Source organism: Segetibacter sp. 3557_3 (assembly GCF_004354985.1).
Classification (GTDB): domain Bacteria; phylum Bacteroidota; class Bacteroidia; order Chitinophagales; family Chitinophagaceae; genus Segetibacter.
In genome coordinates this window covers 221,009-245,566 of the sequence record NZ_SMSK01000002.1, presented here as the reverse complement: position 1 = coordinate 245,566, position 24,558 = coordinate 221,009, and the positions used below count along the sequence as shown (strand labels likewise).

24 protein-coding genes are annotated in these 24,558 nt (G+C 45.0%); 14 read left to right on the top strand and 10 right to left on the bottom strand.

Annotated features, from left to right (window positions below):
- Positions 1 to 392: 392 nt before the first annotated feature.
- The 4 genes from EXU57_RS05380 to EXU57_RS05365 all read right to left on the bottom strand — a co-directional run bounded on the left by EXU57_RS05380 (position 393) and on the right by EXU57_RS05365 (position 4,655).
- Positions 393 to 1,340 carry a glycosyltransferase family 9 protein gene (locus tag EXU57_RS05380; protein WP_243745518.1) on the bottom strand — a complete coding sequence of 316 codons (948 nt, stop codon included), beginning with the start codon at positions 1,338 to 1,340 and terminating at the stop codon, positions 393 to 395.
- A gap of 119 nt (positions 1,341 to 1,459) precedes the next feature.
- Positions 1,460 to 2,680, bottom strand: a complete 1,221-nt coding sequence (locus EXU57_RS05375) for an MFS transporter (protein WP_133267152.1) — start codon at positions 2,678 to 2,680, stop codon at positions 1,460 to 1,462.
- An 8-nt stretch (positions 2,681 to 2,688) separates the two neighbouring features.
- The gene (locus EXU57_RS05370; protein ID WP_133267151.1) at positions 2,689 to 3,384 is read right to left on the bottom strand and encodes a DedA family protein; all 696 of its coding nucleotides are present in this window, start codon (positions 3,382 to 3,384) and stop codon (positions 2,689 to 2,691) included.
- A 23-nt stretch (positions 3,385 to 3,407) separates the two neighbouring features.
- Positions 3,408 to 4,655, bottom strand: coding sequence for a dicarboxylate/amino acid:cation symporter (locus tag EXU57_RS05365; RefSeq protein WP_207955400.1), 1,248 nt, complete (start codon positions 4,653 to 4,655; stop codon positions 3,408 to 3,410).
- Between the two features lie 149 nt (positions 4,656 to 4,804).
- On the opposite strand from EXU57_RS05365, the gene EXU57_RS05360 reads away from it, so the two are divergent.
- Both EXU57_RS05360 and EXU57_RS05355 read left to right on the top strand, forming a co-directional pair.
- Complete coding sequence (locus EXU57_RS05360) at positions 4,805 to 6,448, top strand: amino acid permease (protein ID WP_133267149.1); 1,644 nt, start codon at positions 4,805 to 4,807, stop codon at positions 6,446 to 6,448.
- A gap of 117 nt (positions 6,449 to 6,565) precedes the next feature.
- Positions 6,566 to 7,276, top strand: coding sequence for a YebC/PmpR family DNA-binding transcriptional regulator (locus EXU57_RS05355; protein WP_133267148.1), 711 nt, complete (start codon positions 6,566 to 6,568; stop codon positions 7,274 to 7,276).
- 227 nt (positions 7,277 to 7,503) lie between these two features.
- On the opposite strand, the gene EXU57_RS05350 is transcribed toward EXU57_RS05355, so the two are convergent.
- The gene (locus EXU57_RS05350) at positions 7,504 to 7,692 is read right to left on the bottom strand and encodes a hypothetical protein (RefSeq protein ID WP_133267147.1); all 189 of its coding nucleotides are present in this window, start codon (positions 7,690 to 7,692) and stop codon (positions 7,504 to 7,506) included.
- 128 nt (positions 7,693 to 7,820) lie between these two features.
- Positions 7,821 to 10,214: a thiamine pyrophosphate-dependent enzyme gene (locus tag EXU57_RS05345; protein ID WP_133267146.1), complete on the bottom strand. Its 2,394-nt coding sequence runs from the start codon at positions 10,212 to 10,214 to the stop codon at positions 7,821 to 7,823.
- Between the two features lie 207 nt (positions 10,215 to 10,421).
- On the opposite strand from EXU57_RS05345, the gene EXU57_RS05340 reads away from it, so the two are divergent.
- From EXU57_RS05340 to EXU57_RS05295, 10 genes are all read left to right on the top strand, one after another.
- Positions 10,422 to 10,901, top strand: coding sequence for a DUF1573 domain-containing protein (locus EXU57_RS05340; protein ID WP_133267145.1), 480 nt, complete (start codon positions 10,422 to 10,424; stop codon positions 10,899 to 10,901).
- A 32-nt stretch (positions 10,902 to 10,933) separates the two neighbouring features.
- Entirely contained in the window at positions 10,934 to 11,401 is a 468-nt protein-coding gene (locus tag EXU57_RS05335; RefSeq protein WP_133267144.1) for a DUF1573 domain-containing protein, read from the top strand.
- Positions 11,402 to 11,489: 88 nt separating this feature from the next.
- Positions 11,490 to 12,695, top strand: coding sequence for a pyridoxal phosphate-dependent aminotransferase (locus tag EXU57_RS05330; protein WP_133267143.1), 1,206 nt, complete (start codon positions 11,490 to 11,492; stop codon positions 12,693 to 12,695).
- Between the two features lie 83 nt (positions 12,696 to 12,778).
- Positions 12,779 to 13,873 carry a Nif3-like dinuclear metal center hexameric protein gene (locus EXU57_RS05325; RefSeq protein ID WP_133267142.1) on the top strand — a complete coding sequence of 365 codons (1,095 nt, stop codon included), beginning with the start codon at positions 12,779 to 12,781 and terminating at the stop codon, positions 13,871 to 13,873.
- Between the two features lie 94 nt (positions 13,874 to 13,967).
- Positions 13,968 to 14,723, top strand: a complete 756-nt coding sequence (locus EXU57_RS05320; protein WP_133267141.1) for a zinc ribbon domain-containing protein — start codon at positions 13,968 to 13,970, stop codon at positions 14,721 to 14,723.
- 64 nt (positions 14,724 to 14,787) lie between these two features.
- A complete protein-coding gene (locus EXU57_RS05315; protein WP_133267140.1) occupies positions 14,788 to 16,275 on the top strand; it encodes a tetratricopeptide repeat protein in 1,488 nt (495 codons plus the stop codon).
- Positions 16,276 to 16,361: 86 nt separating this feature from the next.
- Positions 16,362 to 18,017: a DNA repair protein RecN gene (gene recN / locus EXU57_RS05310; RefSeq protein ID WP_133267139.1), complete on the top strand. Its 1,656-nt coding sequence runs from the start codon at positions 16,362 to 16,364 to the stop codon at positions 18,015 to 18,017.
- 45 nt (positions 18,018 to 18,062) lie between these two features.
- Positions 18,063 to 18,284: a hypothetical protein gene (locus tag EXU57_RS05305; protein WP_133267138.1), complete on the top strand. Its 222-nt coding sequence runs from the start codon at positions 18,063 to 18,065 to the stop codon at positions 18,282 to 18,284.
- 43 nt (positions 18,285 to 18,327) lie between these two features.
- On the top strand, positions 18,328 to 19,143 hold the full coding sequence (locus EXU57_RS05300; RefSeq protein ID WP_133267137.1) for an enoyl-ACP reductase: 816 nt from the start codon (positions 18,328 to 18,330) through the stop codon (positions 19,141 to 19,143).
- Positions 19,144 to 19,376: 233 nt separating this feature from the next.
- Positions 19,377 to 19,691 carry a SemiSWEET family sugar transporter gene (locus EXU57_RS05295; protein ID WP_133267136.1) on the top strand — a complete coding sequence of 105 codons (315 nt, stop codon included), beginning with the start codon at positions 19,377 to 19,379 and terminating at the stop codon, positions 19,689 to 19,691.
- A 201-nt stretch (positions 19,692 to 19,892) separates the two neighbouring features.
- Here EXU57_RS05295 and EXU57_RS05290 read toward each other — a convergent pair whose 3' ends face one another.
- A complete protein-coding gene (locus EXU57_RS05290; RefSeq protein ID WP_133267135.1) occupies positions 19,893 to 20,114 on the bottom strand; it encodes a DUF2795 domain-containing protein in 222 nt (73 codons plus the stop codon).
- A 158-nt stretch (positions 20,115 to 20,272) separates the two neighbouring features.
- On the opposite strand from EXU57_RS05290, the gene EXU57_RS05285 reads away from it, so the two are divergent.
- The gene (locus tag EXU57_RS05285; protein WP_133267134.1) at positions 20,273 to 20,929 is read left to right on the top strand and encodes an ABC transporter ATP-binding protein; all 657 of its coding nucleotides are present in this window, start codon (positions 20,273 to 20,275) and stop codon (positions 20,927 to 20,929) included.
- Positions 20,930 to 20,939: 10 nt separating this feature from the next.
- Here EXU57_RS05285 and EXU57_RS05280 read toward each other — a convergent pair whose 3' ends face one another.
- The 3 genes from EXU57_RS05280 to gatC form a co-directional block, all read right to left on the bottom strand.
- Entirely contained in the window at positions 20,940 to 21,503 is a 564-nt protein-coding gene (locus EXU57_RS05280) for a cob(I)yrinic acid a,c-diamide adenosyltransferase (RefSeq protein WP_207955399.1), read from the bottom strand.
- Positions 21,504 to 21,523: 20 nt separating this feature from the next.
- Entirely contained in the window at positions 21,524 to 22,246 is a 723-nt protein-coding gene (locus EXU57_RS05275) for an ABC transporter ATP-binding protein (protein ID WP_133267133.1), read from the bottom strand.
- A gap of 134 nt (positions 22,247 to 22,380) precedes the next feature.
- On the bottom strand, positions 22,381 to 22,671 hold the full coding sequence (gene gatC / locus EXU57_RS05270; protein ID WP_133267132.1) for an Asp-tRNA(Asn)/Glu-tRNA(Gln) amidotransferase subunit GatC: 291 nt from the start codon (positions 22,669 to 22,671) through the stop codon (positions 22,381 to 22,383).
- Positions 22,672 to 23,012: 341 nt separating this feature from the next.
- Here gatC and EXU57_RS05265 point away from each other — a divergent pair, with 341 nt between their 5' ends.
- Entirely contained in the window at positions 23,013 to 24,461 is a 1,449-nt protein-coding gene (locus EXU57_RS05265) for a sigma-54-dependent transcriptional regulator (protein ID WP_243745517.1), read from the top strand.
- The last annotated feature ends 97 nt before the right edge of the window (positions 24,462 to 24,558 follow it).

The window sequence follows — 24,558 nt, the reverse complement described above, 5'->3', positions numbered from 1 at the left end:
TCGGACGGGCGACGCTCCGTTCAACAGCAAATCTTTGTGGATCATTGTTAAAATGAAGAGCGTTTAGTACGTAGAAACATCGTTGTAATTCCGTGATCGTTCGGCCGTGCACCAAAAATTGAAACGGTGCCTTGCAGTTCATTGAACTACGCAGCAGTTGTCGAATACAGGTTTGCCGTATAAGTGAGTGACACAACGATGTTCCATAGCATTCCTTAAGCTCGTCCCAAAATAAAGTTCAAACTTAAACGAGCCAAGTCTTGAGATGAGCGTATGCATTACCAGTCAACTTATCAACTGATCAACTTATCAACCATTCAACTTTTCAACTGATCAACTAATCAACTTTTCAACCAAATACCACAATACTCAATACCTTATTACCTATTGCCTCATCTTCTTACCAACGCCATCGCCCGTTTCGCAAGCTCATCTATATCATGGTTGTTCATACACTTAAAATGACCGCGCGGGCACTTTGCATAACCGATCTTGCTACAAGGCCGGCAACTCAGTCCTTTTACTTCCATCATATGCGATACACTTGCGCTAAAGCCATAATAGGGCGTCATACCAAACTGGGGTACGGTGTTTCCCCAAACACTGATAATGGGCTTACCAAAAGCGGCGGCAATATGCATCAGGCCCGTATCGTGCGTAATCACCAACCGTGCGGTCCGAACCAGGTCAGCACTTTCGTTCAGGTTAAACTTACCGCATGAATTGTAGATCTTGATGGGATCAGCTTCAGCTATAATTGAACCTGCTTCACGGTCTTCAGGGCCGCCCAGCAGAATAATCGGATAGTCTATTTTCTCACAAAGTTCTCGAAGCTTCTCAACGGGTAGCTTTTTGGTGTTTAGGGCTGCCCCGATCACTACGCCAATATAACCAAGCGACTGTGCCGCGGGTATATCTTCCAACGGAACCTGGTCTTTTTCAGGGATGAAGTAGTCCAATCCCTTACCATCATTTACTACACCAAGCGCACGTACGGTATCCATATACCTGTCAACAATATGCACTGGCGGCATATTGTTGATCTTAAAGTTCACCAACAGCCATTTTTGAACGTTTAGCTTATTGTAGGCAAAGCTTTTTGCACCAAGTCCCCGCTTTATTCTTAGGGTGCGCAGGTTATGGTGCAGGTCGATCACATAGTCGTATGCCTCCAGCCGGAGCGAATGCATCATCAACTCCCAGCTGCTATCGAGTAAGATGGTTTTTGTGATGTACGGATTGTAGCGGAGGATGCCGGCAAAAGATCGCTTGGTAAGATAGTGAAGCTCTACACCAGGCAATTGCTGTTTGAGGCAACGAACGACCGGAGTGGTCAGCACGATGTCGCCGATTGAAGAGAACCGGATGATCAGGATCTTTAGTCCCGTTTTTGCAGGTTTACCTGGTGTATCAATCTGAGGTTCCAGCTTTATCCTATTTAGGTGGTTCGATTAATTGCTTAAGCCTCTACATAGTTCAGGTCTTTGCCAAACGTCTCGCGGGTAAACCAGGCCGCTACAAGCGTAATACACATGATGATAGCAGCAGTGATAATGGCCCCGTTGATATAACCTGTTTCCTCCCGCAGGTACTTAAATAGCAGGATGATTAAAGGCAGCGCCCCCCTTACCATATTCGGAACGGTGGTAGCTGCCATTGCCCTGATGTTGGTACCAAACTGTTCTGCTGCTATGGTTACAAAAATCGCCCAAAACCCGGTGGCAAACCCAAGTCCCGCACAAATCAGGTACATGGTTGCCGGAGTTCCGCCACTTTGGGCAAAGAATAAGCCCATGAATACAATGGTGAGGCCATAAAAAATAAAAAGTGCTTTTTTACGGCTCCGCAATTTTTGACTCAGCAACCCGATCAATACATCCCCGATTGAGATTCCTACATAGGCGTACATGATTGCGCGCCCTGGGTCAATCGCACCGGTGATCCCCATCTCAGTTCCAAATTTATCGGAAAAGCTTACCAGTACACCAATAACAAACCAGGTAGGCAACCCGATGAGTATACATTTCAGGTAGGTAAAAAAACGATCCTTATTGTTAAACAGCATCAGGAAGTTTCCCCTGCTTACATTTAATTCTTTGGTCTCCTTGAACATGCCGCTTTCAAATACACTTACCCTAAGCAGCAACAGCAGGAGGCCCATAGCACCGCCGATATAATAACATATGCGCCAATCGAATTCTTTGGAAATAAAGTAAGCCACAACGGCGCCGGTTAAACCAATACCGGCTACCAGCGATGTTCCGATACCACGTTTTTCCTTTGGCAAAAGTTCTGAAACAAGGGTGATACCCGCGCCAAGTTCGCCGGCCAGGCCAACCCCTGCAATAAACCGCAGTAAGGCATATTGATCTACCGTTTGTACCATGCCATTGGCAATATTTGCAAGGGAATACAACACAATAGAACCGAACAATACACTAAGCCTGCCTTTTTTATCACCCATGATACCCCAGATGATACCACCAATCATGAGACCCACCATTTGCACACCGATGATGAATTCACCTTTGGTTAAAACTTCTTCGGGTGTCAGCCCCAGCGATGCAAGGCTTGTTTTTCGGATGATGCCAAATAAGAGAAGGTCATAGATGTCGACAAAGTAGCCCAAAGCACCCACGATCACCGGTATCGAGAAGATGCCATACGCACGCTTATCCATAGGAGTAGTTATTCCGAAGGGGTTTTTAGCTTTTCTTCAGCTATGTCTTCCGCCACTTCAATAATGGGCGACTTCTTTTTGCTAAAAAACATTTTGAACAATACAGGAGCTGTAGTTACCAGTACAAGGCCGATTACAATATATTCAAGGTTCTTTTTTACCCACACGTTTGCGCCAAGCAGGTAACCCGCCATGATCATGCTGATCACCCAGGCAATACATCCTACTACATTGAAAAACAAAAACTTTTTATAGTCCATTTTAACTACCCCAGCCACAATTGGCGCGAAGGTGCGAACGATGGGTAAAAAGCGCGCAAAGATGATTGCGGAGCCACCCCGCCGGTCGTAAAACTCTTTAGCCTGCACGATATGCTTTCGTTTAAACAGCCAGGTATCCCTTCGCTCAAAGATCAGCGGACCCGACTTTTTACCAAACCAATAACCCACCATGTTCCCGATTACTCCTGCAACCGAAATCAGCGTCATCCAATACAAAAGATTTAACGAGTCACTCTGAAATGGCGCAAGCGAGTTGGCGATGATCATGCCGGTAATAAAGAGTAGCGAGTCTCCGGGAAGGAAAAATCCGACAAACAAACCGGTCTCTGCAAAAATGATCAACACCACAATATATAAACCACCGTGTTGGTTAATCCAAACTGGGTCGGTCAGGTTCTTTATAAATTCGAGCAGCGAATCCATGAATTAAACTTAATGATGAACAATCAGCTTTCAAGTGAATTTTCCCATTTGCTTACAACGCTTGTTGCAAGCGCATTTCCCAACACGTTTGTGGCAGTACGAAACATGTCACAAAAATGATCGATGGGCAGTATTAGTGCGATACCCTCCGGTGGTATATCAAACATTGCGCAGGTTGCAGCAACCACCACCAGCGATGCACGCGGCACCCCGGCGATACCTTTGCTCGTTAGCATTAACACCAGCAACATGGTTATCTGCGTACCTGTTTCAAGCTGAATACCATAAGCCTGCGCTATTGCAATACTCGCGAAGGTCATATACATCATACTCCCGTCGAGGTTAAAGCTATAACCAAGTGGCAAAATGAACGCCACAATTTTGTCTTTGCAACCAAACCGCTCAAGTTCTTCCGTCAACTTCGGAAACACGGCCTCACTACTGGTGGTACTAAAAGCAATCAACAAAGGTTGGGCAATCCTTTTTAATAATCCTGCAAGGCGGTTCCTTAATATAAGGTAACCCACCATTAATAGCACGGCCCAGAGAACCATGATGCCAATTAGAAAGTACAATAAATAATAGCCGTAAAATGAAAATACCACCAATCCTTTGGTGGCAATTACTGCAGCAATGGCACCAAACACACCAAGCGGTGCAAACGCCATTACATAATTAACCATCTTCAAAATAACATGCGATACTGCCTCGAGACCTTTCACAACTATTTTACCATAATCGCCCAGCGCAGCCGTAGCTACACCAAAGAAAACACTAAAGATTACAATTTGAAGAATTTCATTGGTAGCCATCGCTTCAAATATGCTTCGCGGAAACACGTGCTCAATAAAATTCTGGATAGAAAAAGCCTTTGTTTTGCCCATTACATCTGCGGCGGCACTGGCGTCTGCATTGCTCAGGTCAATGCCTTCGCCCGGCTTAAAAAAGTTTACCAGCACAAGCCCGATTAACAGGGATGTAAGCGATGCGCTAACAAACCAAAACAGTGCCTTACCACCTACCCTTCCAACCGATTTAAGGTCGCCGAGTTTTGCTATTCCAACCACCAATGTAGAGAACACCAGCGGTGCGATAATCATTTGAATAAGGCGCAGGAATATCGTTGTAAGCAACTTGATGTTGGTACTAAACGATGCAATGGTAGATGGGCTTGCCTGCCTATGGATGATATAACCGGTGACGATCCCCAATACCATTGAGACAATGATATATAGTGTCAGCCGGTTTTTTTTCGAGGGTTTCGAATCCATAAAAGGCATTGATTAATTGTGCAATATAGTGTTTACAATCAAACGAAATACAGTTCGCCGTTTTGATACATATGAGGGCAAAAGAAAAAATCCGTGTTTTGAATAATTGCTTATTTTTCCAACCCAAACGATTATTAATTGACAACACTATGAGTCTATTTGTAAAGAAACCGATGAGCGTATTGATGGCTGAGGCATCTGATACGGAGAAAAGCTTGAAGAAAACACTTGGGGCCGGATCATTGGTGGCCCTTGGTATAGGAGCTATTATCGGTGCGGGATTGTTTTCAATTACCGGACTCGCTGCAGCTAATAATGCCGGACCCGCTATCACCATCTCCTTTGTGGTGGCTGCGTTCGGTTGCGCATTTGCAGGTTTGTGTTATGCCGAATTTGCATCCATGATACCCGTAGCCGGAAGTGCTTACACCTATTCATATGCAACAATGGGTGAATTCATTGCCTGGATAATCGGATGGGATCTTGTATTGGAATATGCGGTTGGTGCCGCCACTGTGGCGATAAGCTGGAGCCGGTATTTTGTAAAATTTCTTGAAGACTTTAATATACATATACCTGCATCCCTGGCCACAGGTCCATGGGATGGCGGTATCATCAATTTGCCGGCTGTAGTAATCGTTGTACTGGTTAGCTTCCTGCTGATAAAAGGGTCAAAAGAAAGTGCTGCAGTAAATGCGATTATTGTTTTAATTAAGGTAGCAGTTGTGCTCACCTTTATATTCCTTGGCTGGAAGTATATAAATAAAGGTAACTATACCCCCTACATACCCGACAACTCAGGCACGTTTGGTGAATTCGGATTTAGCGGAATTATCAGGGCAGCGGCAATTGTATTCTTTGCCTATATCGGCTTTGATGCCGTATCTACGGCCGCCCAGGAAGCAAAAAATCCGAAGAAAGATATGCCCATAGGTATATTGGGATCACTGGCAATCTGTACCGTCTTATACATCCTGTTTGCTCACGTCATGACCGGGGTTACCAGCTACACTTCATTTGCCGGTAAGGATGGTATCGCGCCCGTTAAAGTTGCCATCGACCATATGGGAACAATGGACGCTGCCACCGGCGAACTTCGGCCCGATTATCCATGGTTGAACCGCGCGATTATCGTGGCCATCTTAGGCGGTTACGCATCGGTGATACTGGTTATGCTGATGGGTCAGTCAAGGGTGTTTTTCTCTATGAGTAAAGATGGACTCTTACCTCCCGTGTTTCACAGTTTGCACCAGCGCTTCAGAACACCTGCAAAATCCAACCTGCTGTTCATGTTGTTCGTGAGCCTGTTTGCTGCCTTCGTACCCGCAAGAGTTGTAGGTGAAATGACGAGCATCGGAACCCTGTTTGCTTTTATATTGGTTTGTATAGGGGTTTGGATACTACGCGTTAAACAACCCGAATTGCCACGCGCATTCAGGACCCCGCTTGTCCCGTTGGTCCCAATCCTTGGCGTAGCAACCTGTTTATTCATGATGGTATTTCTGCCGCTTGATACGTGGATCCGCCTGATCGTTTGGATGCTTATTGGTTTCGACGTATACCTTTTTTACGGGCTTAGAAAAAGTGTGCTTTCCGACCACACCGCTATTACCCACCTGAGAAGTAATCGCATAGTATCGTATTGCGGCCTTGGACTGGTTGCCTTGTTGGTTATCGTTGCCGTGATCCACCACATGACAGCAGTCGAAGAAGACTGGGGCATTTATATTTTTTCACTTGTCTTTGCCGGCTTACACCTGTTGTTATTCCTGTCACGTATGAACCGCAAATAAATTACCGGTTTTAGCCGTTCACGAACCTGAACGGCTTTTTTTTGCACCAAAGGTTTTAATTTCGCCTGCTCAAAAAGTATCTGGGGCTGTACACCACAAAAAGTAAACATAAACGGAATGGGTCGCATATTTGAAGTTAGGAAGTCTACCATGTTTGCCCGCTGGGATCGCATGGCAAAAGCGTTTACACGTATCGGAAAGGAAATCGCTATTGCGGTCAAGTCGGGCGGGCCCGACCCGAACACCAATCCTGCACTACGTCGCTGTATGGCCAATGCAAAGGGTGTTAACATGCCCAAAGACCGTGTAGAGGCCGCTATCAAACGCGCACAGGGCAAGGATATGGGCAACTATGAGGAACTCGTTTACGAAGGTTATGCTCCACATGGTGTGGCCGTATTGGTTGAAACAGCTACGGATAATCCTACCCGTACCGTGGCAAACGTGCGCATGCACTTTAGAAAAGGCGAAGGAAGCCTGGGAAACAGCGGATCAGTGGCATTTTTATTTAACCATATGGGTGAGTTCAAAATTAAAAACGAAGGCATCGACCTCGAGGAACTTGAACTTGAACTCATCGATTTCGGACTCGAAGAAATAGGAGAAGACAGTGAGGGTAACGTGGTGCTTCGTACCCCTTATGATTCATTTGGCGCCATGAGTAAAGCACTTGAAGATAAAGGTGTAAACCTGGTTTCAGCAGAGCTTACGCGCATACCAACAACAACAGTAGAATTAGAAGAAGAGTCTGCAAAAGAGGTTTTGGAACTAGTTGACCGGCTCGAGCAGGACGAGGACGTGCAGAAGGTTTATCACAACCTCAAGTAACTTCTCCGGCTTCGGTTTTTTTTGGTGACCAGCGGCATAACCCATAAAGCAACATCGTTGCTACGCTCAGTTCAACGGCATATTCCTTGAGCATCGCAGGTGATCCGCCGCTGCAGGTGTATCCCCCTCGCAGGTGTTGTCAACTGCAACATATGATAGCAGTGGGTTTCTCCATCGCGGTAGTTCCGCCGTTGCAAGTGTTGTCACATTCGCCATTGCAGGTGTTGTCACCTGCAACATTCAAGCGTAAAAGTTTTCTCCATCGCGGCAGCTTCGCCATAGCAGGAGTTGTCTCCTCCGCCGTTGAAGGTGTCGTCACCTGCAACATACGAGAGCAGTGGGCTTCTCCATCGCGGTAGTTCCGCCGTTGCAGGAGTTGTCACATTTGCCGTTGCAGGTGTTGTCACCTGCAACATTCAAGCGCAGAAATTTTCTCCATCAGTGTTGTCACCTGCAACAATCAAGCGCAAAAGTTGTCACCTCCATATCAGCGCACAAAGCCAAGCCTACCTGAAGAGAGCTTTTCTCAAGCACTTGTCCACACTTACTCCCGCATCATTTCCAATACAATCTCAATGATGTCTTCCGCATTTGGTTTCCCAAAATAGTCGCCGTCGCTACCGTACGACGTACGATGAGCTTTGGCGGTTATCGTGCGTGCCGCAACATCAATCCATCTGTAACCACCCTGCTTTTCGAGCACTTCATTATACATATAGGCAGCTGCCCCACCCGGAACATCTTCATCAATAAAAACCACCCGGTTGGTTTTCTTAACGGACTCAACAATGCTCTTATGAATATCAAAAGGCAGCAGCGTCTGAACGTCGATCACCTCGCAACCCACACCAAGTTGCGCCAGGCTTTCGGCGCTCTCTTCCACAACACGCAAGGTAGAACCATAAGAAACCATCGTAATATCAGCGCCTTCACGAATGATCTCCGGAATACCTAGCGGAACGGTATAGCTCAGCAGGTTGGACGGCAATTTTTCTTTTAAGCGATAACCATTAAGGCATTCGATAACAATCGCGGGATCGTTAGCCTGCAACAAGGTATTGTACATCCCTGCAGCCTGTACCATGTTCCGGGGTACGCATACGTACATTCCCCTTAACGCACCAATGATCATACTCATCGGCGATCCGCTGTGCCAGATACCCTCAAGGCGATGGCCCCGCGTACGAATGATTATCGGGCAACTTTGCTGGCCCTTGGTTCGGTAGTGCAATGTTGCAACGTCGTCACTAAGCGGTTCAAGGCCAAACAAGAGGTAATCCAGGTATTGTATCTCCGTAATGGGGCGTAAGCCACGAAGGGCAAGGCCAATCCCCTGGCCTACAATGGTCAACTCCCTTATGCCCGTGTCAAAAATCCTGTTTGTACCATATTTTTCCTGCAATCCCGAAAAACCCTGGTTCACGTCGCCGATCTGGCCCACGTCTTCACCAAAAGCAAATACCCTGGGATCATTCTTAAACAGTTCATCAAAATACCGGTTAAGGATCTCGTAACCGTTTACAGTTGGCGCATTGTAAGGTATTAAAGCTGCTTCTTCGGCTACATTCAAGGCTGATCGAGGTCCTTCGTTGTATAGGTGCGAGTTATAGAGCTCTCGATTTTCCTGCTTCAGCTTTTCGTAATAGTCCATTACCTGTTCAACTGAAGGCGATGTAGGTGCGATTAACAGCGCCTTGCTCATCGCCCGGAGCACATCGCGCCGCATTGGCTCGTGATTGTTTTTGAGATCCGCAGTAAGCGTACGAATGATTTCATGTAGCTCCTCGTCTTCCGCTTCCACCTGGCTAAGCAGGTCTACGGCTGTGTTTACCTGTTTGGCAATTGGCTCCATGTACTTCTGCCATGCTTTAACCTTACTTTGCTTTACTGCCTGCTTCGACGCATATTCAATTTCAGTGAGCTCATCTTCTGCGGCAAGACCATTGGCGATCATCCACTGTCGCATCTTTCGGATACAGTCCCATTCCTTTTCCCAGGCAAGCCGCTCAGTTGACTTATAGCGCTCGTGGCTACCGCTGGTTGAATGCCCCTGCGGCTGCGTCATCTCCTCAACATGAAAAATAGCAGGTACATGGGTCTCACGCATTTCATGCAGGGCAGTTTCAAACACTTCGCACATGCCCGCATAGTCCCATCCCTTTACTCTATAGATATTGATACCGTTTGTAAGTTCGGTCTTTTGAAATCCACGCAAAGCGGTAGAAATGGAGCCTTTCGTGGTTTGGTACTTCACCGGCACCGATATGCCATAACCATTATCCCATACGAACACCGCTAAAGGTACCTGCATAACGCCTGCTGCGTTGATGCTTTCCCAAAAGTGCCCCTCGCTGGTGCTTGCATCACCAATTGTACAAAAGCAAATCTCATTACCATTATCGCTAAGGTGAGCAAACTCGTCTGTTGGGCCACTGGCCCTGAATACTTTAGATGCAAATGCAAGTCCGAGTGCGCGTGGCATCTGGCCGGCTGTAGGCGCAATGTCGCTGGTGATATTCATCCGGTCCGCCAGGTCCAGCCAGTCACCCTGTTCGTCAACGAAAGGTGTGGCAAAATGAGAATTCATTTGCCGGCCTGCACTAAACGGATCGTTTTTTACATCGGGATCTGCATATAGCTGCGAAAAAAATTGTTCAACGGTGGCCAGTCCTGTGGCGAACATAAAGGTTTGATCACGGTAATATCCCGCGCGAAAATCTCCTGGCTTAAAAAATTTCGCCATTGCTACCTGGGCGATTTCCTTGCCATCACCAAAAATCCCAAATTTTGCCTTCCCCGTCAGAACCTCTCTTCTCCCCAGCAAACTCACCTCACGGCTCTCAACGGCTATCCTGTAATCTTTCAGTACCTCTTGTCTGAAACCGTCATACGACATTACATCGTTTCCGGAATCAGTATGGGATTGAAAATTTTCCATCGTCAAAAATATTATTTAAGCCCTATAAATCCATTTTTAAATTACCCATAATAATTTATCACCGGCGGCGTTACTTACTTTCATAAACGGGAGTTTTTTGTATCTTTAGTTCACTTAATAAAATCTTAAATCTGTTGACGCATTTCGAAGGGGGATGCAAGTGTAACCTGCAATCGATACTTTTACAATTATAACAGAATAACCCTCATGAAAAAATTTACTTTCGCATTTAGTTGTTTGTTACTCAGTGTGTTTGCTAACGCGCAAAGCACTACGCCACAAGCAACTACAGGCACGGCTACTGCAGCCACTGCTGATATTTCCAAAGTACTTGATATCAAAGAGGCGGTTCACAACTTTGGAAAAATTCCGTATGGCAAGCCTGCCGAGTTTGATGTTGTGATTAAAAACGTGAGCAGCGACTCCATAAGAATCGATAATGTAAAGGCGGGTTGTGGCTGTACCACTCCAAAATGGCAACCTGGTCCGTATGCTCCGGGAGAAACTTTCAAGGTTACCATGGGCTTCAATGGTTATACCGAGGGTCCTTTTGAAAAGTTGGTCGACATCATCTTTTCCAATGGCATGAGCAAGCAAGTAAAGTTCTTTGGAGAGGGCTATAAAGTAGCTGAGAACCCGGCTCCGGCAAATGGCGCGGTTCAAAAAATGAAAAATTCAGGAAAGTAAATATTCAAGACTAGTTAAACTTATAAATCATCATGAAACAAGTTACCCTCTTAGTAGCCCTTATGTTCAGCGTTGGCACTCTGCTCGCACAGTCGCCAATCGAGTTTAAAGAAACGAAATACTCTTTTGGAAAAATTAAGCAGAACGTGCCTGCAACACACTCGTTTACGTTTAAGAACACCTCAGGTAAAGTAGTTGTAATTGAAAGTGCGGTTGCAGGTTGTGGCTGTACAACGCCTGATTACCCGAAGAATGCAATTGCTCCCGGCGCATCAGAGCAGATTAAAGTAACTTATAATGCGGCAGCTATGGGTACTTTCACGAAAGATGTTACCGTTAAACTTGCTAAAGTTACTGAGCCGATTGTGTTGAAAATTGATGGTGAGGTGGTAGCTCCCGAGGCTGCTGTTTCAAACGGCGCTAAGTCAAATGGCTTGACCGATGAAGCAAAATCAAAAGCTTCTGGCCCACAGCTAAAGCCACTTAAGAAGAAAAGCTAACATTGTAATATCTTTTTGGAAGGCCGCTTTTAGCGGCTTTTTTTTGTAAATACCTGAACGATCTTCCTGTGCTGGCTATCTTTGTTTTATGTTAACTATCAGTCATCGCGGCCAGATGATGCCGGCCTCCCCCATCAGGAAACTTGTTCCCTATGCCGAAGCGGCAAAGAAAAAAGGTGTCAAGGTTTACCACCTGAATATCGGCCAGCCCGATATTGAAACCCCTCCTCAAATTCTGGATGCGGTACGAAAATCCGACTTCACTGTTTTAGAATATAGCCACAGTGCTGGTAATGAAAGTTACCGCAGGAAACTAGTGGAATACTATGCTTCGGTGGGTATTCACGTTAACTACAACCAGATTATCGTTACCACGGGCGGAAGCGAGGCCATTCAGTTTGGTTTCATGGCTTGTTTGGATGCGGGGGACGAGGTGATTATTCCTGAACCATTTTATGCCAACTACAATGGCTTTGCTGTTGCAGCTGGTATCACGGTTATTCCTGTAACATCGGGTATCGATACCGGTTTTGCGCTTCCACCAATAAACGAGTTTGAAAAGAAGATCACGCCGAGAACAAAGGCGATTGTGATCTGCAATCCCAACAATCCAACCGGTTACCTGTACACGCACGAAGAAATGCAGCAACTCCGGGATCTTATCAAAAAACACAATCTATATCTCTTCGCCGACGAAGCCTACCGGGAGTTCTGCTACGAAAATCAGCAGTTTAGTGCCATGCACCTCGACGGTGTTGACGATCATGTTGTTTTGATGGACACCATTAGCAAACGTTACAGTGCCTGCGGTGGGCGGATTGGTGCATTTGTTTCAAAAAATAAAAACCTGATTGAGGCGACAATGAAATTCGCCCAGGCCAGGTTGAGTCCGCCAAGTTTTGCACAGATCGCGGGTGAAGCCGCATGCGACCTGCCCGCTGACTATTTCGACACTACAAAGGCAGAATACAAGAGCCGTCGTGACCTGATTGTAAAACGGCTTAACGCCATGGATGGTGTTTTTTGTCCAAATCCGGGTGGAGCCTTTTACGCAATGGCACGGCTCCCTATTGATGACAGCGACACCTTTTGCCAGTGGCTTTTGGAACACTTTAGTTTCCAGGGTCAAACAGTTATGCTTGCACCTGCCACGGGCTTCTATGGCACACCAGGCCTGGGCAAGCAGGAAGTTCGACTCGCTTACGTTTTAAACCTGAATGCTATTAATAAAGCAATGGATTGCCTGGAGGCTGCACTAAAGGAATATCCGGGGAAGCAGGCCGTTCAATCGTAGATGCGGGGCCCTCCAAGCGGGGGCAGCCAGAAAATGGGTTCCAGGGCTGGGTTGAACACCTTTGTTTATTGATAAGTCACCTTATGAAGATTAGTGCAATTACAAACGTACTGAGTGCACTTGCACCAGCTGCTTTCCAGGAAAGCTATGACAATACCGGCTTGCTGGTCGGAAACCCCGAACACGAGTGTACCGGGGTGCTTTGTACACTTGACGCAACGGAAGCCGTGGTGCTTGAAGCCGTGCAGCGCAATTGTAACCTGGTAATTGCACACCATCCCATTATATTTTCTGGCTTAAAAAGGCTAAACGGCAGCAACTATATCGAGCGTTCGGTAATTACAGCCATAAAAAACGACGTCGCCATATTTGCTATCCATACCAATCTTGACAATATTCTTACCGGTGTAAACTCGAAAATTGCGGACCGCCTCGGCCTGGTCGATCGGAGCACCCTGGTTCAAAAATCGGGCACGCTGATGAAACTGGTCACCTTTGTTCCGCAGCAGCAGGCAGCAGGTGTAAGGTCAGCCCTATTTTCGGCGGGGGCAGGTAAAATCGGGCAATATGCTGAATGTAGCTTCAACGTCAGCGGCACAGGCACCTACAAACCTGGTGAAGGCAGCAATCCTTTCGTCGGCAGTATTGGTCATTTACATGAAGAAAACGAAGTTCGGATTGAAGTGGTTTTTCCGGCCCATTTGCAAGGTGCTGTGGTAAAGAGTTTACTCAATGTACATCCGTATGAAGAAGTAGCGTACGATGTAATTCCACTTTCGAATGGTTTTAGTGAAATTGGAAGTGGCTTAATTGGCAAATTACCCGACCCAATGGCTGAACAACCTTTTTTAGAAATGTTAAAACGGGAGTTCAGCCTGAAGGTAATTCGACATACTCCCCTTCTTAACAAGCCCGTTCAGCAGGTTGCCGTATGTGGCGGATCCGGCACTTTTCTAACCAGGAACGCCATACAGGCCGGAGCAGATGTATTTGTAACGGCAGATGTTAAGTACCACGAGTTTTTTGATGCAGACAGCAAACTCGTAATTGCCGATATAGGGCATTATGAGAGCGAACAATACACGACGGAACTGCTGTATGACGTTTTGCAAGCAAAATTTCCTACCTTCGCCATCCTCAAAAGTGGTGTTATAACCAACCCGGTAAACTACTTTTAGGTGTGGAAATAAACTTTCGCAGCAGACCTGGAGTATATTCCAGACCCGCAAACGTTTTTTCCGATACAAAAACCTTGAAATTTCAAAACATATTATGGCTAGCGTAAAAGATTTTTCTGTTGAAGAGAAATTATCCTCCCTGGTGAGGCTACAAAAAGTTGACTCTAAACTAGACGAAATACAAATTCTGAAGGGAGAACTTCCAATTGAAGTTAGTGACCTTGAAGATGAAATCCTTGGCTTGCATGCCCGTCAAAACCGTATCGAAGAGGAAATCAATGGCATAACCGATTTCATCGAAAAGAAAAAAGAACTCATTAAAGAAGCAGAAGCGCTGGGAAAGAAATACGAAAAGCAAAGCGAAAACGTAAAGAATAACCGCGAATTTGAAGCCATCAACAAAGAGATGGAAATGCAACAGCTTGAAATAAAGCTGGCAGAAAAGCATATCAAAGACGCAAATGAGGAAATATCTGAAAAAGCAAAAACGCTTGAAGCTGCAAAAAAACAAATTGCTGCAAAAGAAGGTGTGCTGAACAATAAGAAAGGTGAACTCGAAAAGATCATTGCCGATACTGAAAAAGAGGAGAACCACTTCAAAGAACTTAGCGGTGAAGCGAGAACTGCATTAGATGAGCGCTTGTTGTTTTCATACGACCGTATCCGCACCAACTACCGTAACGGGCTTGGCGTAGTGCCGGTATTGAGAGACTCTTGTGGTGGATGTTTTAATGCTATCCCTCCGCAAAAGCAAAGTGAAATCAAACAACATAAGAAAATAATCGTATGTGAAAACTGCGGTCGTATCCTGGTTGATCCGGAATTACACGACGCGGTTGAACTAAAGTAATCGCTTTAGAAAAATTTGAAAGGGTGCTACCATGCACCCTTTTTTATTTCGGTAATTGAATACTATGAGTAGACTCTTTGCACTGGCGATCCTATGCTTACTATCGATTTCTTCCGGTGCCCAGAAAGTTTTTGACTTCAACAGTACCTGCCAGCAGGCCTACCTGGAAATTACAAAACTGAAATTGGGTGTTGGTCAGCAATTGATCAATGAGGCACGAAGCCAGAATTCGAACAACCTTATCCCCTACCTGCTCGAAGGTTATATTGACTTCTTTGTTTTGTTTTTTAACGAAGACCCAAATGAATATAAGCAACGCAAAAACAACTTTAACCTCCGGCTGGATGCTTTCGACGAAGGTTCTGAAACCTCGCCTTTTTACAACTATTGCCGGGCAATTACTTACATTCAGCGTGCTGCGGTAGAGATCAAATTTGGCGAGCGGCTAGGTGCAGGACTCGACTTTAAAAAAGCATTTTCGCTGATCAAACAAAACCGTAGAGACTTTCCCGGGTTTATGCCCAACAACATGATCTACGGCCCGCTCCAGGTGGTCATCGGAACGGTTCCAAAAAACTATCGGTGGGCTGCCAACCTGTTTGGATTACGTGGCTCTATCAGTGAAGGCATGAATACGATGCGTACCTTCTTAAACAGCAATGATCAATACGCCAGGTTATTCCAGAACGAAGCCTCGTTTTACTATTGCTACCTTAAATACTACCTCGAGAACAAGCCTGAAGAAGTGTTCCAGTTCATCAACTCAAGAAAGCTTGATCTTGTAAACAATCACCTGTTTACCTATCTCGCTGCCAACCTCGGCATAAACAACAAGCAAACCGATTTTGCCCGCAACGTTATTCTCAGGCGTAACACTTCACCCGAATACCTGAGTACATCGGTGTGGGATTTCGAGATGGGCTATGCCAAACTTCACCACCTTGAGTACCAGGAGGCGATCAACTATTTTGAACGTTTTATCCGGAGTTTCAAGGGTCGTTTTTACGTTAAAGATGTACTACAGAAAATCAGCTGGGCACATTACCTGCTTGGCAATATGCCGGCTGCAGAAAACGCACGGCAACGGCTTCTGCAAAGGGGCAACACCGATACCGACGCTGATAAGAAAGCACAAAAAGATGCAAAGTCGAATCAATGGCCTAATGTAATCCTGCTCAAGGCCCGTTTGCTCAGCGATGGTGGTTATCATAAAGAAGCGCTGAGCCTTTTACATGGAAAAAGCAGCGCGAGCTTTTCTGATCCGGGGCACGCACTCGAATTTGATTACCGGGTAGCAAGAATATACGACGACCTGGGTAACGACGATGCGGCAATCACAGCATACCTTGCAGCAATCAGGCTAGGTGAAAACCGGAAAGAATATTATGCTGCCAGGGCAGCTTTACAGATCGGCTACATATACGAAAAACGAGGTAACAAAGCCCAGGCAATCGCTTATTTTGAGAAGTGCATAGCAATGGAAGACCACGAATATAAAGACTCTCTCGACCAACGTGCCAAGTCGGGCATTGCACGGTGCAAAGGGCAATAAATCGATGCGGCTGATCTTCCAAATACATGGGGAAACTGTTTATTAGTTTCACTTAGCCAAATTGTTTAGTAGATTATCTTTACCGTATGCTCCGGAAATTGCTGATACAGAATTACGCTATAATCGAAGAGATTGAAATCCAGTTTTCAAACCAACTCAACATTATTACAGGTGAAACGGGTGCGGGTAAAAGCATACTGATGGGGGCGCTCAGCCTTATACTGGGCGACCGTGCCGATACCTCTGCATTACAGAACAGGGATAAGAAATGTTTTGTTGAAGGCTTCTTTACCGTCATGAGCAAAAAGGATGTAACCACTTTTTTAAGGGATAACGAATTTGATGTTGAAGAAGAGCTGGTTATCCGAAGAGAAATCGGCGCTAATGGCAAATCGCGCGGCTTTATAAATGATACCCCTGCTACCCTGCTGCAACTACGCACGCTTGCTTCGTTATTGGTAGACTTGCACCAACAGTTCGACACACTGGAACTTGGCGACATTGACTTTCAACGAGAGGTGATCGATGCGCTTGCCACCAACGACGAGTTATTAAACAAATACCAGCAATCCTACCGGCTGTGGCAACGAAGTAAAAAAGAACTTGAACTGTTACAGGGTCAAAAATCAGGCTTCACCAAGGAGACCGATTATAACCAGTTTTTGTTTGATGAACTCGAAGAACTCAATCTCGTTGAAAATGAGCTTGAAGATCTTGAGACCGAGTTGAAAATGCTCAACAGCAGTGAGGATATCAAAACGGCATTAACCCGTGCCTATTTTGACCTTAAAGAAAGCGAACAGCCCATTGTTCAGCAACTTAAAATTATCGCAAACCAATTGCAGGGGTTTGCAGCAATCCACCCTCAACTACCAGGCCTGGTGGAACGAATTCAAAGTGCACAAATTGAGCTCCAGGACATTTCGGAAGAAGTTGACCGCATCAACAATCATGTTCAATTTGACCAATCTAGAATAAACACGATTAATGAACGGCTCTCCACCGGATACAAGTTGCTAAAGAAGCATGGGGTACGTTTAACAAGCGAACTGTTGCAAATACATGCCGACTTAGGACAAAAGCTAACGGTCGTACTTCAGATTGATGACCTGATACTGGCCAAAGAAAATGAAGTATCGGAACACCGCCTTAAAATGGAGGAGTCTTCAGCTTTGTTGTCATCGAAGAGACAAAAACAAGCAAAGCCTCTTGAAGAAAAAGTAAATGCGTTGTTGGTTCAGGTAGGTATGCCAAATGCAAGGCTGAAAGTTCAGTTAACCAATGCTGCATACAACCAATATGGTAAAGACCTGATTGAATTTTTATTCGACGCCAACAAAAGCAATCGTTTTGAACCCATTCGTAAAGTGGCCAGCGGAGGAGAACTGAGCAGGTTAATGCTTTGTATTAAATCGCTGGTGGCGCAGTCTATAGATTTGCCAACACTTATATTTGACGAGATTGATACCGGCATTTCAGGCGAAGCTGCAAAGCAGGTGGGACTGATTATGAAAGGGCTGGCAAACAAGCGACAGGTGATCTGCATAACGCACCAGCCCCAAATAGCAGGCAAAGCCGACCGGCATTATTTTGTATATAAAGAGACAACGAAAAACGCCATCAAAACAAATATCCGCACCCTTTCGCCAGAAGAGCGAATTACTGCCATTGCCCAAATGCTTAGTGGCGAAAAACCTACGGCAGCGGCACTTGAAAATGCCCGTGAAATGGTAAACAGTTAAGCTTTCAACAAGCGGCCGATTCAAAGCGCAGATTATATTTACTTCATGAAAGATGTTCCGCACTGGCAATGGTTGATGGTGATGTATTTTCTGTTGGTTGCAATACCTGTGTACATGGTGCATGCACAATTAAAAAAGAGGGCCTTTGCAAACCGCAATTTTACAAACCTGTTATTGTATTTCGTAGGTGTATTTCTAAGTGCATTTGTGCTGCATGGTTTTACCATGTGGTTGTACTTTACATTCTTTTTTCCGGTTAAGGATTGAAGTTCTATTTTTACCACTCCTTCAAATAAAAAATCATACGATCATGTCATACAACCTGTTGAAAGGGAAAAAAGGGATCATATTCGGGGCGCTGAACGATCAGTCAATTGCATGGAAAGTTGCACAACAATGTTATGCTGAAGGAGCCGAACTGGTATTAACGAATGCGCCTATTGCATTACGTATGGGCGAGATTAACAAGCTTGCCGAGGAGTGCAATAACGCACCTGTTTTTCCTGCCGACGTTACGAGTATGGATGATCTCAGATCGCTAATCACAAAGAGTGTAGATCACTTTGGTGGTAAGGTGGACTTCATACTGCACAGTGTTGGCATGAGTATGAACATGAGGAAGAACAATCATTACACGGCTTTAAACCACGACTTTACCCATAAAACATACGACATCTCTGCGATGAGCCTGCACCGTGTATTACAGCTTGCTTACGAGATGGATGCAATCAACGAATGGGGCAGTGTGGTTGCACTAACTTATATAGCTGCACAAAGGGTTTTCCCTGACTATAATGAAATGGCGGATGCAAAGGCTTTACTGGAAAGTATCGCGCGCAGTTTTGGTTACCAGTATGGCATACGCAGTAAAGTACGCGTAAACACCGTGTCGCAATCTCCTACGCGCACAACTGCAGGCAGCGGTGTTAAAGGCTTCGATGGTTTTATGGCTTTTGCAGAAAAGATGAGTCCATTGGGTAATGCAAGTGCAGAAGCATGCGCTAACTATTGTGTTACATTATTCAGCGACCTAACCCGCTATGTGACTATGCAAAACTTATTTCACGACGGCGGTTTCAGCTTTACAGGGGTAACACAGGAAGTAATCGAGCAGATGGAAAAATAATCGGCGGTGCTCAATTTGTTTTTAATGTCGTTTAGTTTGGCTTTTTCTTTTTGGACCCAACTATAGGATTACTATTTAACATCGTTGCCTGCCCGGCTGCGCCAGTCGGACGGGCGTCGCACAACCGTCCGTACCGATTCATCCGGGCGGGCTTCTACGGCAACACAATAATGGGCAAATCAATTTAACAACGCCTAACTCATCTACTTTAATGTCGGTTCAAACAAAGTTCGATGCATTCGTATATTTTGCTTAACGCTGCTTTACCAGAAACAACCGGATGGATGTGGTATGAATACGTTGGCTATCTCGGTTCATTCCTTACCTCTATCACTTTTGTACCGCAGGTCTACAAAGCATGGCAAACCAAAAGCGTGGGAGACCTTAGCAAATGGACTGTGTTAATTGTAATCCTAAGCGCATCCATTTGGCTGACCTACGGTATAGCCATTGTAAATGGACCCGTCATCGTGGCGAATTCGGTCGTACTTCTTTCTTCTTTGATATTACTTTATTTTACTTTTCGCTTTGGTCCGGGTTCTAAATGATCCCTTAATTCGATGGAGTACCTGCATTTTTCGCCCACTAATGAACCAACTGTATAAGTGAGTGACACAACGATGTTGAAGCAAGATTTACTGCCGGTAACCAAAAAAGTATTTTCCAGGGCTGAACTTACTTCCGGTGTAATATTGAATAAATAAAAAAAAACCACCGTTTGGTGGTTTTCTTATTTATCAGCGTAAAGTTTAGTATTCGTCTTCATTAAACATAAAGTCATCTTGACTGGGATAGTCGGGCCAGATATCTTCTATGCTTTCGTAGGTTTCACCTTCGTCATCAAGCTCCTGCAGGTTCTCCACCACTTCGATTGGAGCACCCGAGCGAATGGAATAATCGATCAGCTCATCTTTTGTAGCAGGCCAGGGTGCTTCTTCTAAATAACTGGCTAATTCGAGTGTCCAAAACATGGTGTGCTAGGTTTTTAAATTTTTGCAAATGTAAATGTATAAACGAAATAACCAAATCATGGTTTACCATTGCTTCGTTAATGTTTGCAATTTGTGCAAATTGTTTTTCGCGTTGCCACGGCAACCTGTAGGTTTGCAACACATTCAAAGAAGCCCTTATGCTTACCTCAAAGAACATTCACAAACGTTATGGAACACTTGAAGTATTAAAGGGGGTGGATGTAACAATTACCAAAGGAGAGATCGTTAGTATAATTGGATCATCGGGTGCGGGCAAAAGCACGCTGCTGCACATTTTAGGAACCCTGGACACAGCTGACGCGGGCGAAATTTACCTGAACGAACAACGGATTGATACCCTGCGGGGTAAGAAACTGGCGGACTTTCGAAATAAACATATCGGGTTCGTGTTCCAGTTCCATCACCTGTTACCGGAGTTTACCGCCCTCGAAAACGCCTGTATTCCGGGCTGGATAGCAGGGGGAAGGAAAAAAGAAGTCATGGAACGCGCAACATCATTATTAAAACAATTAGGGCTCGCCAACCGACTTGAAAATAAGCCACAGCAGCTTAGTGGAGGCGAGCAACAACGTGTGGCCGTTGCCCGTGCATTGATCAACAATCCACAAATCGTATTTGCCGATGAACCTACCGGCAATCTGGATAGTAAAACCGCCAAAGAACTGCACGAGCTTTTTGTTCAGTTACGCGATACGTTTAATCAAACCTTTTTGATTGTAACGCACAACGAAGAACTCGCTGAGATGAGCGATCGCACCCTACACATGAAGGATGGCAAAATGATGAACGGTTAAGAATTGCGGTTTAAGAATTGCGTGGCTTCCACGCGATTTCTGCTACGTTTAAAAGATGTGCGATATGCCTGCTAAGCACAAATAGATAGTCGCTCAACCGGTTAAGGTACTTGATTACAAGTGGCTCAACAAATAAATCGTGTTCACGTAAACTTACACATAACCGTTCTGCGCGGCGGCAAACACAGCGGGCGATATGCGCTGTTGAAACGGCTACATGTCCACCGGGTAAAATAAAGTTTCGCATGGGTTGCAAATCCTTGTTCATTGCATCCATTTCTTGTTCGAGTGATACTATATCTGTTTCTTTCAGGTCGGGGATCTTCATCATCGGCTCCTTGTCCGGATCACAGGCGAGTGATGAGCCTATCGTAAACAAACGATCCTGCACCTCTTTCAGGTAGTTTTTGTTGTGGGCATCGGTTAGGTGATCGTTCAGCAGACCGATATAAGAATTCAATTCATCTACGGTTCCATAACTTTCTATCCGAAGATGGCTCTTTGGCACCTTTGTTCCACCAATAAGTGAGGTATTGCCAAGATCACCTGTTTTTGTATAAATTTTAATCGCCATTGATTTTAGTTTAAGCAGCACTAAACATGAACACCTTCCGCTTTGAATGACGACATCGTTGACCTTCGATCACTTTCGATCAGGCCATCCCTGAGACGCACTACCCGCTTGGCATAACCCGCAATATCTTCCTCATGCGTAACAAGCACAACGGTATTTCCTGCTTCCTGTATTTTTCCGAAAATCTCCATTACTTCAACAGAAGTTTTGCTGTCGAGGTTTCCAGTAGGTTCATCAGCTAATATGATTGCCGGGTTGTTGATAAGTGCCCTGGCAATAGCTACCCTTTGTATTTGACCACCACTAAGCTCGTTTGGCTTATGGTGGCTACGTTCGCCGAGGCCCACTTTGGCCAAAACTTCCTGCGCCCTTTCGATCCGTTCCTTTTTACCCACACCCGCATAAACCAACGGAAGCGCAACGTTTTCAGCGGCGGTATACCTCGGCAGCAGGTTGAACTGCTGGAATATAAAACCTATTTCTTTGTTTCTGACGGCGGCAAGGTCGTTGTCGGCCATCTTACTAACGTCTTTGCCGTTTAGGATATAATTGCCGGAAGTTGGGCTGTCAAGACAACCAAGAATGTTCATCAACGTGCTTTTTCCGGAACCTGAGGGCCCCATCAGCGCTACGTATTCATTTTTAAAAATATCGAGGTTTATACCCATAAGCACAGGTATTGCCTGCCCGCCCATGAAGTAACTTTTTCGAATGTCGTTTAAATGAATAATTGACTCAGCCATCGGTGGAAATTTAGGGTGTTGGAACAGATTCCTGCAAAAGGTTCAATATAGCTATTTTCCGTAAGCAGTGCCCCTGAACAATCGGAGTGAACCCAAAAGCAGGCTGTAACACCTGAGTTTGTGATCCGAATTGATTAATGCCTGATTACTTTCGGAACCTTGAAAAACCCGGTGTCTGCGGAAGGTGCATTTTTAAGCGCCTCTTCGCGGCTGATTGAACCTTTCACCTCGTCTTCACGCCAATTGTTTACCGTATCCGTCATAAACAACAAAGGTTCAACACCTGTGGTATCCAATTCGTTCAGTTTTTCAATAAAGGAGATCATTTTTTGTAAATTCTCCTTGATCCCTTCTTTTTCGTGTTCTTCAAACTTAAGCCTGGAAAGCTCTGCAAGTTTGTCGACCAGTACATTATCAACAATCATAATGGAAAATATATAAACAAAAATAGCCTAATCGACTAAAGTTAGTACTGCACACACATAATTACATGTTGATCACAGCAGTGCATGCTTTGCTGCTATCAGGAGAATTGAATGGAGTGTTTGTATACGGCCTGGGAAGGTCCGTTTGAGAGAGCCTTAAATTTGGCTGAAAATAGTGGTCTCCCAGGCGTAATTAGCTGATCTCCAGCTAATTTCCAATCATATGCACTCAAAACCAGCTTCTCTATGTGCACCAGGTATTTTTGGTACAATAAATGCGCACCGGAGCGTGGAGTTGTCTTGTCTCATTATTGGAAATATATTCCCAAAGTCGAACTAAAATGAACAATACTGAAAATGTTTCTTCGTTTAATAGGGTGAATATCCAATCCAATATGAAAGATCAAAAGACCTTCAAAGTGTTTATTGTAGAAGACGATCTGTGGTACAGTTCGATGCTGGAATACTACCTGCTGCTGAACCCCGATTATGTCATACAAAAGTTTGATACGGCAAAAAGCTTTCTTGCCAAGTTGCACGAGAAGCCGGATGTGGTGACGCTTGATTATTCGCTTCCGGATATGAATGGCGATCTTTTATTGGCGCAGGTCAGAGAATCAAGTCCGGATACCAAAGTGATCATCATCAGCGGACAGGAAGAAGTTAAGGTAGCACTTGACTTGCTGAAAAAAGGTGCTTATGATTATATCGTTAAAGATGAAGATGCAAAAGATCGCTTGTGGAACACGATCAACCACCTGAGAGAAACTGTTGAACTCAAGCAGGAAATTGAGACGCTAAAAGAAGAGGTTACCCGTAAATACGATTTCAGCAATGCCATAATCGGCCATAGTCAACCGATTATGCGGGTATTCAGCATGATGGAGAAGGCTGCAAAAACAAATATCACTGTATCTATAACCGGGGAGACGGGCACGGGTAAAGAACTGGTTGCAAAATCTATTCACTATAACTCTCCCCGTAAACAACAGCGCTTCGTAGCGGTCAATGTTGCGGCTATCCCCAGGGATCTTTTGGAGACGGAACTGTTCGGCCACGAAAAAGGTGCATTTACCGGTGCCATCTCGCGCCGTATCGGAAAGTTTGAAGAGGCATCAAAAGGCACGTTTTTCCTGGATGAAATCGGCGAGTTGGATATTAACATGCAGGCAAAGCTCTTAAGAACACTACAGGAAAAGGAAATCATTAGGGTAGGTAGCAATGAAGTGGTGAAAATAGATGTTCGGATTATTGTAGCAACGCATCGGAACTTACTGGAAATGGTCAGGGCGGGAACATTCCGCGAGGACCTTTACTACCGCTTGCTGGGATTGCCCATTAACCTGCCGCCATTGCGGGAAAGGGAGAATGACGTACTGATTATTGCAAAGTATTTTATCGATCAGTTTTGCAAGGAAAATTGCCTGAATGGTAAAAACCTGACTACCGATGCGAAGAAGAAGTTGTTGAATCATTCTTTTCCGGGTAATGTCCGGGAGCTGAAATCTGTTATCGAGCTTGCTTGTGTGATGGCCGAAGACCAGGATATACAGGCAGAACACCTGAACGTAATGTCGCAAAATGCAATTAGCGATTTCGTGATGAAAGATGTTACACTAAAGGAGTTTACCACCAAACTGATCCAATATTATCTGGATAAATACAATTACGACGTTTTAAAGGTTGCCAGGAAACTGGACGTTGGCAAATCGACGATTTACCGGATGATTCAGAATAAAGAAGTTTTTGTAAACAAAAAGTTCTCTTTGGAAGGAAGTTTTTTAAATTAGACAACCAGCTGCCGGGATTGCGTTAAAAGGCTTCTCATTAACAGCTAACTTTATATTCCCTTTCCCTTAAACTGCCCGGATACTTCCTGCTTATATT